The sequence below is a fragment of the Novosphingobium sp. KACC 22771 genome, from assembly GCF_028736195.1.
Taxonomy (GTDB): domain Bacteria; phylum Pseudomonadota; class Alphaproteobacteria; order Sphingomonadales; family Sphingomonadaceae; genus Novosphingobium.
On the sequence record NZ_CP117881.1, the window covers coordinates 486,188 to 502,021 of the forward strand.

The window sequence follows — 15,834 nt, forward strand, 5'->3', positions numbered from 1 at the left end:
CTCGAACTTATTCTGCGGCCACAGTTTCTGCGGCCTGACGCTCTGCCTCAAACGAGCGCAGCGCCTTGGCATAATCACGCGGCATGACCTTGACGAACTTGGCCAGCGCGTTGTCCCAGTCTTCCAGCAATTCGGCCGCGCGCTTGCTGCCGCTGTGGAGCTTGTGACGTTCGAGCAGAATACGCAGACGTTCGGCATCGTGGCGCAGCATGTCGCCCATGCCCAGGTCATAGACCGAAACGGTGCGCTGTTGCGGACGGCCTGCACCATCCTCTTCATCGCGCGCCGCGCTGATCGGCAGGATGTCGACCTGAGCCGGGTTGACCAGATCGGCAAAGTTGCCTGCCTCGTCATAGACATAGGCCACGCCGCCCGACATGCCGGCCGCAAAGTTGCGCCCGGTCTTGCCCAGCACAACGACCACGCCGCCGGTCATATATTCGCAGCCGTGATCGCCCGTGCCTTCGACAACGGCGATCGCGCCCGAATTGCGCACCGCGAAACGCTCGCCCGCCACGCCCGAGAAGAAGGCCTCGCCGCTGATCGCGCCATAGAGCACCGTGTTGCCCACGATGATGTTCTGGGTCGGCTCGCGGTTGACGTAGTCCGGCTGCTTGACGATCACGCGACCGCCCGACAGGCCCTTGCCCACATAGTCATTGCCGTCGCCCGTCAGCTCCAGCGTCACGCCATGCGCGAGGAAGGCGCCAAACGACTGACCCGCCGTGCCGGTCAGCGCGATATGGATCGTGTTGTCGGGCAGGCCCGCATGACCATAACGCTTGGCCACTTCGCCCGAGAGCATCGCGCCGACCGTGCGGTTGACGTTGATGACCTTGCGCTCGATGCGCACGGCCTTGCCCTCGATCAGCGCATCGCTGGCCGCGACGATCAGGTCATTGTCCAGCGCGCCGGCCAGACCGTGATCCTGCGTCTCGCTCCAGTTCAGGCTGGGCGAGATGCCATCGGGAACCTTGTGCAGCAGACGCGACAGGTCGATGCCTTCGGCCTTCCAGTGCGCGATCGCGCGCTTGGGCTCCAGACGGTCCACGCGGCCGACCATTTCGGCGAGGGTCTTGAAGCCCATCTCCGCCATGATGGCGCGCAGTTCTTCGGCCACGAAGAAGAAGTAGTTGATGACATGCTCAGGCTGGCCGGTGAAGCGCGCGCGCAGCACAGGGTCCTGCGTTGCCACGCCCACCGGGCAGGTGTTCAGGTGGCACTTGCGCATCATGATGCAGCCTGCGGCGATCAGCGGAGCGGTTGCGAAACCGAACTCGTCGGCGCCCAGCAGCGCGGCCACCGCCACGTCGCGGCCCGTGCGCAGACCGCCGTCGGCCTGAACACAGATGCGCGAACGCAGGTTGTTGAGCATCAGCGTCTGCTGCGTTTCGGCAAGGCCGATTTCCCACGGCGAACCGGCATGCGTCAGCGAGGTCAGCGGCGAAGCGCCGGTCCCGCCTTCATAGCCCGAGATCGTGACATGATCGGCGCGCGCCTTGGAAACGCCCGCAGCCACGGTGCCCACGCCCACTTCCGACACCAGCTTGACCGAGATGCGCGCGCCGGTGTTCACGTTCTTGAGGTCGTGAATGAGCTGCGCCAGATCTTCGATCGAATAGATGTCATGGTGCGGCGGCGGCGAGATCAGGCCGACACCCGGGGTCGAGTGACGGGTCTTGCCGATGGTCTTGTCGACCTTGTCGCCGGGCAACTGGCCGCCTTCGCCGGGCTTGGCGCCCTGAGCCATCTTGATCTGGATGTCATCGGCATTGACCAGATATTCGCTGGTCACGCCAAAGCGGCCCGATGCTACCTGCTTGATCGACGAGCGCAGCGAATCGCCGTTTTCCAGCGGCTTGAAGCGGATCGGATCCTCGCCGCCTTCGCCGGTGTTCGACTTGCCGCCGATACGGTTCATCGCGATCGCCAGCGTCGTATGCGCTTCCCAGCTGATCGAGCCATAGCTCATCGCGCCGGTGGCGAAACGCTTGACGATTTCGCTGGCCGGTTCAACCTCGCTGATGTCCAGCGGCTTATCGGCCTTGCGGAAGTCCAGCAGACCACGGATGGTCAGGTTGCGCTGGGCCTGATCATTGATCGTCTCGGCAAATTCCTTGTACTTTTCAGGAACATTGCCGCGAACCGCATGCTGCAGGCTGGCGATGTTGGCGGGCGTCCAGGCGTGTTCTTCGCCACGGATGCGATAGCCGTAGATGCCGCCCACATCGAGCATGTTCTTGTAGATCGGGTTATCGCCATAGGCCGCCGCGTGGCGACGCACGGTTTCTTCCGCGATCTCCTTCAGGCCCGCGCCCTCAATGGTCGTGGCCGTGCCGGTGAAGTAAGCGTTGATGAAGCTGCTCGACAGACCGATGGCGTCAAAGATCTGCGCGCCGCAATAGGACTGATAGGTGCTGATGCCCATCTTGGACATGACCTTCAGGATGCCCTTGCCCACCGCCTTGATGTAGTTCTTCTTGACCTGATAACGGTCGAGCGGGAACTCCTTCTTCACGCGGATATCTTCCAGCGTTTCAAAGGCCACATAGGGGTTGATCGCTTCGGCGCCGAAACCGGCCAGAACGCAGAAGTGATGCACTTCGCGCGCTTCGCCCGTTTCTACGACAAGGCCCGCCTGCATACGCAGACCCTGACGCACCAGATGGTGGTGGATCGCGGCCGTTGCCAGCAGCGCGGGCATCGGGATACGATCCGGGCCCTGCGCACGGTCGGACAGGATCAGGATGTTGTGATCGGCCAGCACCGCTTCGGTTGCCGCCCAGCACATTTCCTTGATCGCCTGCTCCAGACCTTCGGCGCCCGACTTGGCGTCCCAGGTGGTGTCGACCGTGGCGGTGCGGAACGCGCCGTCCAGCGCGGCTTCCACGCTGCGGATCTTGGCCACGTCTTCGTTGGTCAGGATCGGCTGGTCGATTTCCAGACGCTTGTGGCTGCCCGCTTCCTTGCCCAACAGGTTGGGACGCGGACCGATCATCGACACCAGCGACATGACCAGTTCCTCGCGGATCGGGTCGATCGGCGGGTTGGTCACCTGCGCAAAGTTCTGCTTGAAATAATCATAGAGCAGACGCGACTTGCGCGAGAGCACGGCAATCGGCGTGTCGGTGCCCATCGAGCCGATCGGATCATCGCCATTGCGGCCCATCGGTTCGAGGAACTTGGACACGTCCTCCTGCGTATAGCCAAAGGCCTGCTGGCGGTCGAGCAGCGTGGTGGTTTCCACCGGCAATTGCGCCAGTTCGGGCTCGACGACATCAAGGTCCTTGATGTTGTACTGGGCCGATTCCAGCCACTCTTCATAGGGCTCGGCATTGGCGAGGCTGGCCTTGATTTCCTCGTCCTCGATGATGCGGCCTTGTTCAAAGTCGATCAGCAGCATGCGGCCCGGTTGCAGGCGCCACTTGCGCACGATCTTCTCTTCCGGAATCGGCAGCACGCCGCTTTCCGAAGCCATCACCACCATATCGTCGTCGGTCACGAGGAAACGGGCGGGGCGCAGACCGTTGCGGTCCAGCGTCGCGCCGATCTGGCGGCCATCGGTGAAGGCCACGGCGGCCGGACCGTCCCAGGGCTCCATCAGCGCGGCATGATATTCATAGAACGCGCGGCGCTTGGCATCCATCAGCGGGTTGCCAGCCCATGCTTCGGGGATGAGCATCATCATCGCATGGACCAGCGGATAACCGCCCGCCACCAGCAGTTCGAGCGCATTGTCGAGGCTGGCCGTGTCGGACTGGCCATGCGGGATGATTGGCCACATCTTGTCGAGGTCGGGACCCAGCAGTTCCGACTGCATCGAGCGGCGGCGCGCGTTGATCCAGTTCACATTGCCGCGAACCGTGTTGATTTCGCCGTTGTGCGCGATGAAGCGGAACGGATGCGCCAGCTTCCAGCTCGGGAAGGTGTTGGTCGAAAAACGCTGGTGAACCAGACCCAGCGCCGAAACGCAGAGCGGGTTCGACAGGTCGGGGTAAAAGCTGCCGACCTGCGTGGCCAGCAGCAGACCCTTGTACACGATGGTGCGGGTCGAGATGCTGGGCATATACAGTTCGGTCAGGCTGGGCAGGCCGTGCTTTTCGGCCAGCGCCGCCAGCGGGTTCTGCGTCTGCTTGCGGATCGCCAGCAGCTTGCGCTCGAACGCGTCCTGATCGGCGCAATGTTCGCCGCGGCCGATGATGCACTGGCGAATCACCGGCATCGATTCGAGCACAGCCTTGCCAAGGCCGTCGGTGTTGACCGGCACATCGCGCCAGCCGATCAGGGTCTGACCTTCCTTGGCGATGAACTTTTCAAAGAATTCAACCACAAAGTTGCGGCCAGCCTCATCGCGCGGCAGGAAGCACATGGCCACCGCATAATCGCCGGGCTGGGGCAGGGTCAGGCCCGCGCCAACTGCCCAGTCGCGCAGCAGCGCATCGGGGATCTGGATCAGGATGCCCGCGCCGTCGCCCAGCAACGGGTCAGCGCCCACCGCGCCGCGATGGTCAATGTTTTTCAGAATTTCCAGTGCCTGCGTAATAATGGCGTGGCTTTTCTCGCCTTTGATATGGGCAACAAAACCTACGCCGCACGCATCGTGCTCGTTACGCGAATCATAGAGGCCCTGGGGCTCTGGAAATCCCATCGATTATCTATCCCAATCTCGCGCCCTCTGCCTTCTCTGGCAGGGCGCAACCTGAACCCGTGTATCTGGAGCGCGAATCCCCTGCCCGCGCAGGCGCGGGGGAGATGACGCATCATGCCCCATGACGCCAGAACGCAGCTTTTGCAACCGCGAAAGGACACAAAAGGCGTATTTGGCGCGTTTCAGACGAAAGGATTTGCCGTTTCCGTGCCTTTTGTCGGTGTAATCATGCGCCGGGGTGGGATGTGGGGAAACTATTTAACGTCGCGCAAAGAGGCCAGCGCGGCGCGCAGCGCATCGCCCGTCCCGTCGGGGGCAGGGGCCAGGGTCGGCTCGCAAGCGGCTGTTTTGATTTCCTGCGAGGCGTTCTGATGGCGTTGCAGGGCCAGCGACAGGCGGGCCAGCAGTTCAACATGGCTGAGCGAATCAAGCGAGGCCGAGGCGATATGATCAGCAGCGCTTGGCCCATCGAGGGTCAGCGAGGGAAAGCCCGCGCAACTTTTGGGCGCAGAGGCAATCGGTTCGACAGCCACTGGTTCCGCAGGCACAGGTTCGGCAGGCACAGGCTCTGGGGCCAGAGTTTCACGTTCCACCTGAGGCGCCGCTTCCATCACCATAACCGGCGAAGGGAAGGCGGGTTCGGGCGCGGATTGCGTCTCGATAACAGGCGCCGCCTGCTCGACCGGTTCTGCCGGAACGGGGTCGATCTTGAAGAAGCGGAAGGGCTGCACAATCGGCGCTTCGGCAAAGACCTCGGCGATGGCGGGCTCGGCCACCGGCTTGCTCTCCACCGGCTTTTCCATCACCGCCACGGTGCTCTGCGGCTTCCAATCCCACGAAGGTTCCTCGGCGGGCGGGGGCGGGGGCGGCACGTCATGCAGCACTTGCCATGTTTCGGCCACAGGCGGGGGCGGGGCATAGCTGGGACCGGGCGCGGCCTCGGTCATTTGCGGGCCCGGCGCTGCCGGTTCGGCGGCGGGGGCATGTGCGGGATCGTTGTCGAAACCATGCGCGCCCAATTCGGCATGGGCCTGAATCGGCTGGCGCGCGGGGAAATCGGGGTGGGCATCGGCGCTGCGGCGGCGCAAGGGGGCCGATTCGCGGGCCGCATCCTTGCGGGCCTCGCGTCGTGCCTGTTGCCATGCGGTCTGCGAAAAAGCGCCGCGCGGCGCCATCATCCGCACCGCCAGCCAGCCCAGCAACGCGCCCAGCAGCCCGAAAGCCACCGCCAGCAGCAGCCGCGCGGTTGTTCCCAGCGGCGGCGTTGCCATCGGCAGGATCAGGTCAAGCTTGGCCGCCAGCACGATACGCTCGATCAGTTCGCCGCGTACCGCCAGAGTGGAAAGGGCAAAGGTGGCCGCCAGCCACAGCGGCACAACCGTGGCGAACAACGGGTGGTGGGTGATGCCTTGCCAGCTCTGTCCCGCAGAAGTGTGCTTCGTTGCCAAAGTACCGCCCTTACATCCTGCCCATTGCGTGTCCGGCCTGTGCCGCACCGGCGTATTCCGGGGCGAATCGGCCTATCATGCCGCCTCGCTTGCCGAATTTACACCATTAACGGGTGCCAGCATTTGGTAAACATTGAGATAACGTTTGGCATTGGTTGCCCAGTCATGCGCATTTTCCACATGAGCACGCCCCGCCGCAAGCCTTTGCAGCCAATTTGACCGGTCCGAGAGCAATCCGGCCAGCGCCGCAGCGCAAGCGGCCGGGTTATCGGGCGCAAACAGCGTGCCGGTCTCGCCATCGCGCATCAATTCGCGATGCCCGCCCACATCGCTTGCCGCCACCAGCTTGCCCTGTGCCATCGCCTCCAGCGGTTTCAGGGGCGTCACCAGATCGGTCAACCTGCTCTTTTTGCGGGGATAAGCCATGATATCGCACAGCGCGTAATAACGCTCGACCTGAGAATGCGGCACGCGGCCCATAAAGCGGATGGCATGGGTCGCGCTCGATGCGGCGGCGCGTGTCCGCAGCACCGACTCCATCGGCCCGCCGCCCACCAGCAGCAGCCGCGCATCGGGATGAACCGCAATCAGGTCGGGCATCGCATCGATCAGATCGTCAATGCCTTCGTAATCGTAAAAGCTGCCGATAAAGCCGATCACCGGGCCATCACCCAGCCCCAGTTCATCGGCCAGCGCCGATTCGCGTGCCACCGGCTGGCCAAACATGGCCAGATCGACGCCATTGGGCATGATGGTGATTCGCGCCGGATCATTGCCCCGCGTAATCAGGTCCTGCTTCAATCCCTGACATATCGTGATCACGGCATCCGCGCCGCCGACCACGTGGTTTTCCAAGGTGCGGGTCAGCATATATTTGATGTCTCCCTCCCGCCCTGTGCCATTGCCGACTGCCGCATCCTCCCAAAAGGCGCGAATCTCATACACCAGCGGAATGCCCAGCTTTCGCGCCACGCGCAGCCCCGCCATCCCGCACAGCGCGGGCGAATGAGCATGCAGCACATCGGGCCGCCAGTCGCGGCAAACCTGCTCCACCGCGCGGGAAAATGCGCCGATTTCGCGCCATTCGCGCAGGCCCACCGGGCCTTTGGCCTGCCCCCGTGTGCGGTAAAAGGTCAGGCCCTCGGCTTCCTCGCAATCGGGCCCATCGGCATAATGGCGCAGGCCCGTAACGCCGCGCACCTCCAGCCCCAGCCCCTCCTGCGCCTTCAGGATCGCGCGGGTGCGGAACGTATAGCCGCTGTGCAGCGGCAGCGAATGGTCGAGCAGGTGCAGGATGCGTGTCATGGCGCAATTCCTAGGTGATAAAGGCTTAACGTCCCGTCAACTGCTGCTTGCTATGCCATCATCAAAGGCCGGCGCTTTGCTGATTCCGGGCTGCCGATTCTTGGCCGCCTGGTGAAAAGCGAAGTAAAGGCAAAGAGGGCATCTCTTCGATGATTGACTATTTCTCGATCGCCTTGACCCATGGCCTGCTGGTGCTGGTCGCGCTGCGCCTGTTGACGCGCGCCGATCTGGATCGCGACCCCGCGCCCGAAGAAGAGGTGCCGTTGGAGGCCGAGCCCGAAAAGAAGGCCAAGTGGAGGGTGCGCCGTGCTTGATCTTTTCCTTACCGGCTTTGTCGGGCTGATCCTGCTGATGGGGCTGCGCAAGCCCTTTATCTGGGTGCTGGCGTTTCTTTATGTCGATATCGTCGCGCCGCAAAAGATCTCCTACGCGTTGCTCACCAATGTCCAGCTCTCGCTGGTGGTGTTCTTTCTGGCGGTGGTCGGCTGGCTGTTTTTCGACAACAAGCAGGGCGCGCGGGTCAGCGGGCGTCAGGTGCTGATGCTGCTCCTTCTCATCTATTGCTATTTCACCACGCAATCGGCCGATTTTCCGGTCGAGGCGGCGGATAAATGGTCGTGGGTGTGGAAATCGCTGGTTTGGGCCATGTTCCTGCCGCTGGCGCTGCGCACGCAATTGCGCATCGAGGCGGCCGCGCTGGTCATGGTGCTTTCGGCCGGCGCGCTGATTTTGGATGGCGCGCTCAAAACCATGGCGGGCGGCGGCGGCTATGGCACGCTCAAGCTGTTTATCAACGATAACAACGGCCTGTATGAAGGTTCGACCATTTCCTGCGTGGCCATCGCGATCATCCCGCTGGCGCTCTGGCTGGCGCGTGACGGCACGATCTTTCCCGCCAACAGCCGCACGCGCCTGTTCGCCTATGGGCTGGCCTTTGCCGCGCTGTTGATCCCCATCGGCACCGAGGCGCGCACCGGCCTGCTGTGCGCGGGGCTTCTGGCTGTGCTGATGATGCGGACGGTGAAATATCGCTGGCTCTATGTCGGCGGTCTGGCGCTGGCGGCGGTGCTGGTTCAGCCCTTGCTGCCCAACAGTTTCTCGACCCGCATGGGCACGATTGAAAACAACAAGTCCGACCAGTCAGCCGCGACTCGCCTTGCGGTGTGGAAATGGACGATCAACTATGCGGCCGAACATCCCTTTGGCGGCGGCTTTGACGCCTTCCGCGGCAACAAGCTGGAGATCGTGACCAGCGAGGACGATGGCTTCGGCAGCAATTCGACCAAGATCACCGATCAGGGCCGCGCTTTCCATTCGGCCTATTTCGAGATGCTGGGCGAACAGGGCTGGCCGGGTCTCTCGCTGTGGCTGATCCTGCAGATCAGCGGGTTGATCCAGCTTGAAGGCGTGCGCCGCCGGTTGCGCAAGAGCGATGCGCCCTCCGACCGGCGCTATGCCGATCTGGCGCTGGCGCTGCAGCAGGGCCACTTCGTCTATCTGCTGGGCGCGGCCTTCGTCGGCATCGCCTTCCAGCCCTTCGTCTATATGCTGATCGCGCTCCAGATCGCGCTGGTCCAGCAGGTGCGGCGCAAGACCGCGCCCGTGGCCGTGACCCAGCGCCGGATGCAGGTGCCGGGGGCCAAGCCGCTGGCGACCAACGCTCCGGCCGCCGCCAACTGAGCGCGCGGCCATGGGGGCGGCGTTGATGGACAGGACGCAGCAGACCGCCGCCCTGCCGGGCGCCCGCGCCCTTGCGCCCCAGCTTGATGCGCTCACGGGCTTGCGCGGGCTGGCGGCGTGGTATGTCGTGCTGTTTCATACGCGCGTTACGCTCAAGACCGCCGTGGGCCCCATGGTCTATGCCATTCTCAGCCACGGCTATCTGGCGGTTGATCTGTTCTTTATCCTGTCGGGCTTTGTGCTGTGGCATTCGGGCGCGGACAATCCGGCCTATCGCGGCGGGCGGGGCATGATGCGCTTCTGGCTGCGGCGGATCGCGCGGATCTGGCCTTTGCATATGGTGCTGCTGGGCGGGTTTGTCGCGCTGGTGGGGCTGCTGGCGGCCACGGGGCGCGATACCGGCTTCTATCGCTGGGGCGAATTGCCGCTCCATGTCCTGCTGATGCAGAACTGGGGCATGACCATCGGGCTGATGTGGAATGAACCGGCCTGGTCGATTTCCTGCGAATGGGCGGCCTATCTGCTGTTTCCCTTTACGGTGATGATGGCGCCGTGGCGGGAATGGTCAACCGGGGCGCTGGTGGCGCTGGGCTGCGGCCTGCTGGGCGCGCTGTGGGCCTATTTCGCGCTGCATGGGTCGGACGATTATCTGGGCTATGAAATCCAGCGCACCGGACTGATGCGCTGTCTGCTCGAATTCTGGACGGGCAATGTGCTGCGGATCCTCTGGGCGCGCTGGCGCGATGTGCCCGATATCTGCACCGGGGCCTGGGCGGCGATGATCGCGCTGCTTGAAGGGGGCGTGGTGCTGCATCTGCCCGAGGCGTCCTATATTCCGGGCGTGTTTGCCGCGCTCATTCTGGCGCTCTCGCTGGAGGACCGCACACCCGCCCGCCTGCTGCGTTCCGGCCCGCTGCACTGGCTGGGCGAGATCAGCTACTCGACCTATCTTTCCCACTTCCTGCTGTTCATCATGTTCAAGATGCTCTTCGTCGGCCCCGACCTGACGGTCGGGCTGGGCAAGCTCGGCCTGTTTCTGATGATCGTGCTGGCGGCCTCGGCGGCGCTTTACCTGCTGGTGGAAAAGCCGGCGCAGCGCTGGCTGCTGCGCCGGGGCGAAGCGCTTTTAGCGGCCTGAACGGCCCATCACCAGATCCATGGCCGTGGCAAAGGCCCGCGTATTGTCGGGGTGAACCATCAGCAGGTCGCTCTGTTCACGCGGCAGGCTGTGGACGATCTCCAGCGGCTTGTCCTCATAATGCAGCGCGTCGAGCCAGTCATAGCTGTTGAACATGCGGATCGGCACATAGCCTGCGGCCACGAAACGGTCGAACAGCGCGGGCCAGGTGCTGTCCTCGGCCGGGGTCGCCTCCACCGCCAGCGTCGGGCGGCGGGGGAAGCGTTCGAGCTGGTCGAGGAACTGATTGAGCACGGGAACCTCGGCGCCCTCGATGTCGATCTTGATGAAGGAGCAATCAGCGCATTCCTGCGCGCTCAGCACCTGATCGAGCGGCAGGGCCTTCACCTTGGCCCCGCCGGTGCGATGCGCGCCGGGCAGCAGGCTGGTCATGCCGATGTTGCTCTCCGGTCCTTCGTAAATGGTCAGCTCGCCCGCCTGCGCCGCCACCGCGCAGCCGCGCACATCGACATTGGTCGCCCCGTTGCGCGCGCTGTTGACCCGCCCATATTCGGCCAGACGCGGCAGCGCCTCAACCGCGATGACCCGTCCCTCGGGCCCGGCCAACTGGCTGAACATCAAAGTATAATAGCCAATATTCGCGCCAATATCGACAATCGTGGTGCCCGGCTCGATCAGATGTTTCATCAGCGCCGTCATATGCGGCTCCCACAATCCGAAATGCAGGATGCTGGCCTGGATGAGATCGCCCGCTTCGCAATCGAAACTGGCGCCAAAGACGGTGGTGGCGCGGCTGCGCGGAAAGAAGCGGTTATAGACGCGCTTGTAAAAGCGCAGCAGCGTGCGCTCGCCCCAAGGCACGCTGGCAATGGTTTTCAGCACAAGGCCGGGATTGGGCTTTAATTCTTTTGCGGCGATGCTTGTGCCGCCCATTGCCAAGGAAACAGCCACGTCACTCTCCTCCTGTTGGATGGCGACGTGGCTATCATGCGGGTTTTTACTGGTGTAGACTCGTTAACCATCCCGCATTTTTACTGTGCCGAATCGTAACACCGACCGTTTTACTCAGAATCGCGGTGAATCAACGCGATGGATGCGCCGCCATCCATTCCTCGACCACAGGGGCAATCCTTCCGCGCCATTTGCCGCCGTTAAAGATGCCGTAATGGCCCACACTCTCGGCCAGGTAATAACGCTTGTTCGCCTCGGGCAGGTTATGCGCCAGCGTCAGCGCGGCGCGGGTCTGGCCGATGCCCGAAATATCGTCGCGCTCGCCCTCGACCGCCAGCAGCGCGGTGTCGGTGATCGCGCCCAGATCGATCGGCTTGCCACGATGGACAAATTCGCCCTTGGGCAACGAATGCTTCTGGAACACATGCTCGATGGTTTGCAGATAGAAATCCGAGGTCATGTCGCAGACGCTGCGATATTCCTCGTAAAAGCCCTTGGTCGAATCCGCGCTGTCGCCATCGCCTTCGACCAGATGCTTGAACATCTGCCAATGGCTCATCATGTGCGAATGCAGGTTCATGCTGATAAACCCGGCCAGTTGCAGGAAGCCGGGATAGACCTTGCGGCCCGCGCCGGGGTAATGCAGCGGCACAGTGGCGATCACATGATGCTCAAACCAGCTCAGCGGGCGCGTGACGGCCACGTCATTGACGCTGGTGGGCGCCTCGCGCGTGTCCACCGGCCCGCCCATCATGGTCAGTGTCAGCGGGCGGCAGGGATGCTTGGCCGCGCCCATAATCGCGGTGGCCGCATAGGCGGGCACCGAAGGCTGGCACACGGCCAGCATATGCGTGTTCGGGCCGATATGCTCCAGATAGCCGATCAGATAGTCGATGTAATCGTCCAGATCAAAGCGCCCGGCCTCCATCGGCACCATCTTTGCATCGGCCCAGTCGGTGATGTAAACCACGCTGCGCTCCAGCATCCGCGCCACCGTGCCGCGCAGCAGCGTGGCATAGTGCCCGCTCATCGGCGCAACGATCAGCAGCTTGGGCGCATCGGCGGGCAGCCCGTCATGGCTGAAGCGCAGCAGATTGCCGAAGGGGCGGTGCAGCACAATCGCTTCGGTCACGCCATGCGAGGCGCCGTCGACGGTCACGGATTCGATGCCGAAAGTGGGCTTGCCCCGCGGCATGGCGGCATGGGAAAAAACATCCAGAGCCGAGGCCATTACCTGCCCCAAACCGAGCGCGGCCATCGGATTGGCCGGATTCGTCAGTGTCTCAGCCATGACCGATGCCCAGGCGCTGGCGCCCGAAAGCAGGCTGCGTTGCATTTCATAAGCGTTGTATAACATCAACTTATCCCTTGCGCGGCGTTTCTAGGGGAATGTACGCCATCGGATTGTTGTCATACATATCGCGATAATCCTTCAATCTTGCAATCGGGCCGGTGCGAACTGGTCAGTAGTCGGAGCAATATGCGCCCCTCATCTTGCTAACCATTCTTTGCTTGCCCGGTTCCAAACCGCCTAAAAATCCTATAGGGCGCTGCCCCATGTCCGCGAGCCAAGCTGAAACCCCCGTTTCCTCCGCCCCGATGCCATCTGGCGCGCAAGATGGCGCCGCTGGCGAGGCCGCCGTTTCCCCCAAGCCGTCCAAGGATCTTGGCCCGCTGCGCATGGTATGGCGCGCGGCGGTGGCCTATCCGGGGCGGCTGGCGATGGCGGGGGCGGCGCTGATCGTCACCTCGGCGACCACGGCCAGCGTGCCCTGGGGTTTCCGCCAAGTGGTGGACAAGGGCTTTTCGCGCGGGAGCGATCCGGCGACCATCGACCGCTGGTTTGAAACGCTGCTGGGGATGGTGGTGGTGCTGGCCATCGGCACGGCGGTGCGCTTCTTCAACGTCTCTTGGCTGGGTGAACGCGTGGTGGCCGATATCCGGCTGGCCGTTCAGCGCAACCTGCTGCGCCAACCGCCCAGCTTCTTTGAGGAAAACAGCCCCAAGGAAATCTCCAGCCGCATGACCGCCGACACCGCGCTGATCGAGCAGGTGGTGGGTACGACGGTTTCGGTGGCGCTGCGCAATGCGATTACGGCGATTGTCGGCATTGCCATCCTCTTCTTCCTCGCGCCCAAGCTGACGGGGATGCTGGTGATTGCCATTCCGGTGGTGGTGGGGCCGATCGTGTGGTTTGGCCGCCGCCTGCGCCGCGAATCGCGATCCAGCCAGGACCGCATCGCCGACATCGGCGCGATGGTGACCGAGGTGCTGGGTGCGGCGCGCATTGTGCAGGCCTTTAATCAGGAGGTCCGCGAGAGCGACCGTTTTGCCGCCGCCGTCGAGCGCAGTTTCGGTACGGCGCTGCGCCGGATCAAGATCCGCTCGACCATGACCAGCGTGGTGACGCTGCTGGTGCTGGGTTCGCTGGTGCTGCTGATGTGGCGCGGGGCGGCGGGCGTGGCGTCGGGCGAGATTTCGGGAGGGATCATCGCCCAATTCGTGCTGACGGGCGCGCTGGTGGCGGGGGCCTTTGGTTCGTTGACCGAGGTGTATGGCGATCTGGTGCGCGCGGCCGGCGCGGCAAGCCGCCTGTCCGAACTGCTCAATGAGCGGCCCGCGATTGCGCCGCCTGCCAAGCCGATTGTCCTGCCCAGCCCGGCGCGGGGGCAGATCAGCTTTGAGAACGTGACCTTCCGTTATCCCACGCGCCCCGAAGTGGCCGCGCTGGCCAATTTCGACCTCAAGGTCGAGCCGGGCGAGACGGTGGCAATTGTCGGCCCTTCGGGGGCGGGCAAATCGACGATTTTCCAATTGGCCGAACGGTTCTATGATCCGCAGGGCGGGGCGATCAAGCTGGACGGCGTGCCGCTGACGGGCGCCGATCCGGCGGAAATTCGCCAGCGCATGGCCTTGGTGCCGCAGGAGGGCGTGCTGTTTGCCGCCAGCGCGCGCGACAATCTGCGCTATGGCAATTGGGGCGCGTCGGACGAGGCGATCTGGGAAGCGGCCCGCGCCGCCAATGCCGAGGGCTTTTTGCGCGATCTGCCCGAGGGTCTGGACACGTTCCTTGGCGAAAACGGCGCGCGCCTGTCGGGCGGCCAGCGCCAGCGCATGGCGATTGCCCGCGCGATCCTGCGCGATGCGCCGATCCTGCTGCTCGACGAGGCGACATCGGCGCTGGACGCGGAAAGCGAGCGTCTGGTGCAGGATGCGCTCGACCGCCTGATGACGGGGCGCACCACGCTGGTCATCGCCCATCGGCTGGCCACCGTGCGTCAGGCCGACCGGATTGTCGTGATGGAGGGCGGGCGCATCGTCGAGGTGGGCCGTCACGAGGAATTGACGCAGGCGGGCGGACTTTATGCCCGTCTTGCAAGTTTGCAATTTGACGAACGCGCCTTTGCAGGCGAAGCGTGATTTTCCTCTCTCGCCAAAATTAAGGACAATTCATGCCCTTGCTAGTCACCGCCATCCTGCTCGGCATTGTTGAAGGCCTGACGGAATTTCTGCCGGTTTCCTCGACAGGCCACCTGATCCTTGCGGCCAAGCTGTTCGGCTATGACGATGCGCAATGGTCGGTGTTCAACATCGTGATCCAGCTGGGCGCGATTCTGGCCGTGGTCGTGCTCTATTGGCGCACGTTCTGGGCCGTGGGCCTTGGCCTGATTCGCGGCGAAAAGACCGCGATCCAGTTCATCATCAACCTGCTGGTGGCGTTCATCCCGGCCGTGGTGCTGGGGCTGATCTTCAAGAAGAAGATCGACATCCTGCTCGAAAGCCCGATGGTGGTGGCATGGGCGCTGGTGGTGGGCGGCGTGGCGATCATCGCCATCGAACGCTTTGCCAAGGGCGGCGATTATGTCGGCATCGGCCAATTGCCGGTGATCAAGTGCCTTGGTGTCGGGCTGGTGCAATGTCTGGCCATGGTGCCGGGCGTGTCGCGTTCGGGCGCGACGATCATGGGCGCGCTGTGCATGGGCATCAACCGCTCGACGGCGGCCGAATTCAGCTTCTTTCTGGCCATTCCCACGATGCTGGGCGCAACGGTCCTGCAATTGGCCAGCCATCACAAGGAGCTGGCCGCGGGCACGTCGGCTGTGGGCTTTAGCGAGATCGCGGTGGGCTTTGTCGTGTCCTTTGTGGTGGCGCTGGCCGTCATCAAGGGCTTTGTCACCTATATCAGCCGTCGCGGCTTCACGCCTTTTGCCATCTATCGCATCATCGCGGGCGCGGTGGCGATCTATGCTTTGAGCCACGCGGGGTAAAAGCGCCGGTCCGGCCCAAAAATCGCGCGAATCGATGGGCCCTTCGCCCAAAAGACGCATAAGTGTTTGCGCAGGTTTGTAGTATCCTGAAACCGGAAAGGATTCGCGCCATGACCCTGCTTGCCCTTTTGCTGATCGGTGCCATCGTCGGCCTGTTGACCGGAGCCTTGCTGCGCCGGGTGGGGATCATCACCCGGCTGGCCGATACCGGCTTCGGCATCATCGGGGCCTTTGTGGTGGGGGCGATGGGGTCGGGCGCGCTGCTGCAGGGGCTGGACCGCACCTATGCCGCCTTTGCGGCGGTGGGGGCTGCCGGGCTGGTGGTGCTGGTGCATGTCGCCTCGGCGCTGCTCCGTCCGGTTCATGCCAAATATTACAAGCGCCGATAGGCAAGTC

The 15,834-nt window shown here is 63.5% G+C and carries 11 protein-coding genes; 6 read left to right on the forward strand and 5 right to left on the reverse strand.

The features are described from left to right. Nucleotides 1–7 precede the first annotated feature (7 nt). The 3 genes from gltB to PQ467_RS02260 all read right to left on the reverse strand — a co-directional run bounded on the left by gltB (nucleotide 8) and on the right by PQ467_RS02260 (nucleotide 7,401). Nucleotides 8–4,648, reverse strand: a complete 4,641-nt coding sequence (gltB, locus tag PQ467_RS02250; RefSeq protein ID WP_274174944.1) for a glutamate synthase large subunit — start codon at nucleotides 4,646–4,648, stop codon at nucleotides 8–10. 254 nt (nucleotides 4,649–4,902) lie between these two features. Continuing rightward, the gene (locus PQ467_RS02255) at nucleotides 4,903–6,096 is read right to left on the reverse strand and encodes a hypothetical protein (protein ID WP_274174945.1); all 1,194 of its coding nucleotides are present in this window, start codon (nucleotides 6,094–6,096) and stop codon (nucleotides 4,903–4,905) included. Between the two features lie 75 nt (nucleotides 6,097–6,171). Next, nucleotides 6,172–7,401 carry a TIGR04063 family PEP-CTERM/XrtA system glycosyltransferase gene (locus PQ467_RS02260; RefSeq protein WP_274174946.1) on the reverse strand — a complete coding sequence of 410 codons (1,230 nt, stop codon included), beginning with the start codon at nucleotides 7,399–7,401 and terminating at the stop codon, nucleotides 6,172–6,174. 149 nt (nucleotides 7,402–7,550) lie between these two features. Here PQ467_RS02260 and PQ467_RS02265 point away from each other — a divergent pair, with 149 nt between their 5' ends. The 3 genes from PQ467_RS02265 to PQ467_RS02275 are packed head-to-tail and all read left to right on the forward strand — an operon-like array spanning nucleotide 7,551 to nucleotide 10,219. Beyond that, a complete protein-coding gene (locus PQ467_RS02265; RefSeq protein ID WP_168603391.1) occupies nucleotides 7,551–7,715 on the forward strand; it encodes a hypothetical protein in 165 nt (54 codons plus the stop codon). Next, the gene (locus PQ467_RS02270; RefSeq protein WP_274174947.1) at nucleotides 7,708–9,081 is read left to right on the forward strand and encodes a DUF5935 domain-containing protein; all 1,374 of its coding nucleotides are present in this window, start codon (nucleotides 7,708–7,710) and stop codon (nucleotides 9,079–9,081) included. The genes PQ467_RS02265 and PQ467_RS02270 overlap by 8 nt, the downstream gene beginning before the upstream one ends. A gap of 25 nt (nucleotides 9,082–9,106) precedes the next feature. Then, nucleotides 9,107–10,219 (forward strand): acyltransferase family protein, encoded by a 1,113-nt coding sequence (locus tag PQ467_RS02275; protein ID WP_274174948.1) that lies wholly within the window; start codon nucleotides 9,107–9,109, stop codon nucleotides 10,217–10,219. On the opposite strand, the gene PQ467_RS02280 is transcribed toward PQ467_RS02275, so the two are convergent. Together PQ467_RS02280 and PQ467_RS02285 are read right to left on the reverse strand one after the other, a co-directional pair. Then, complete coding sequence (locus PQ467_RS02280) at nucleotides 10,208–11,170, reverse strand: FkbM family methyltransferase (protein ID WP_274174949.1); 963 nt, start codon at nucleotides 11,168–11,170, stop codon at nucleotides 10,208–10,210. The two genes, PQ467_RS02275 and PQ467_RS02280, sit on opposite strands and share 12 nt — an antisense overlap. Nucleotides 11,171–11,300: 130 nt before the next feature. Then, nucleotides 11,301–12,527 carry a polyhydroxyalkanoate depolymerase gene (locus PQ467_RS02285; protein WP_274174950.1) on the reverse strand — a complete coding sequence of 409 codons (1,227 nt, stop codon included), beginning with the start codon at nucleotides 12,525–12,527 and terminating at the stop codon, nucleotides 11,301–11,303. A gap of 200 nt (nucleotides 12,528–12,727) precedes the next feature. On the opposite strand from PQ467_RS02285, the gene PQ467_RS02290 reads away from it, so the two are divergent. The 3 genes from PQ467_RS02290 (at nucleotide 12,728) to PQ467_RS02300 (ending at nucleotide 15,827) form a co-directional block, all read left to right on the forward strand. Further along, nucleotides 12,728–14,590, forward strand: coding sequence for an ABC transporter transmembrane domain-containing protein (locus PQ467_RS02290; protein WP_443192970.1), 1,863 nt, complete (start codon nucleotides 12,728–12,730; stop codon nucleotides 14,588–14,590). 32 nt (nucleotides 14,591–14,622) lie between these two features. Then, nucleotides 14,623–15,438 carry an undecaprenyl-diphosphate phosphatase gene (locus tag PQ467_RS02295; protein WP_274174951.1) on the forward strand — a complete coding sequence of 272 codons (816 nt, stop codon included), beginning with the start codon at nucleotides 14,623–14,625 and terminating at the stop codon, nucleotides 15,436–15,438. 110 nt (nucleotides 15,439–15,548) lie between these two features. Continuing rightward, nucleotides 15,549–15,827 carry a hypothetical protein gene (locus PQ467_RS02300; protein ID WP_274174952.1) on the forward strand — a complete coding sequence of 93 codons (279 nt, stop codon included), beginning with the start codon at nucleotides 15,549–15,551 and terminating at the stop codon, nucleotides 15,825–15,827. Nucleotides 15,828–15,834 lie beyond the last annotated feature (7 nt).

Excerpts from the sequence above, each read along its gene's own strand:
- PQ467_RS02285 (WP_274174950.1), bottom strand. The coding sequence starts at position 12,527 with ATGTTATACAACGCTTATGAAATGCAACGCAGCCTGCTTTCGGGCGCC.
- PQ467_RS02275 (WP_274174948.1), top strand. The coding sequence starts at position 9,107 with ATGGACAGGACGCAGCAGACCGCCGCCCTGCCGGGCGCCCGCGCCCTT.
- gltB (WP_274174944.1), bottom strand. The coding sequence starts at position 4,648 with ATGGGATTTCCAGAGCCCCAGGGCCTCTATGATTCGCGTAACGAGCAC.
- PQ467_RS02290 (WP_443192970.1), top strand. The coding sequence starts at position 12,728 with ATGTCCGCGAGCCAAGCTGAAACCCCCGTTTCCTCCGCCCCGATGCCA.
- PQ467_RS02300 (WP_274174952.1), top strand. The coding sequence starts at position 15,549 with ATGACCCTGCTTGCCCTTTTGCTGATCGGTGCCATCGTCGGCCTGTTG.
- PQ467_RS02260 (WP_274174946.1), bottom strand. The coding sequence starts at position 7,401 with ATGACACGCATCCTGCACCTGCTCGACCATTCGCTGCCGCTGCACAGC.
- PQ467_RS02295 (WP_274174951.1), top strand. The coding sequence starts at position 14,623 with ATGCCCTTGCTAGTCACCGCCATCCTGCTCGGCATTGTTGAAGGCCTG.
- PQ467_RS02265 (WP_168603391.1), top strand. The coding sequence starts at position 7,551 with ATGATTGACTATTTCTCGATCGCCTTGACCCATGGCCTGCTGGTGCTG.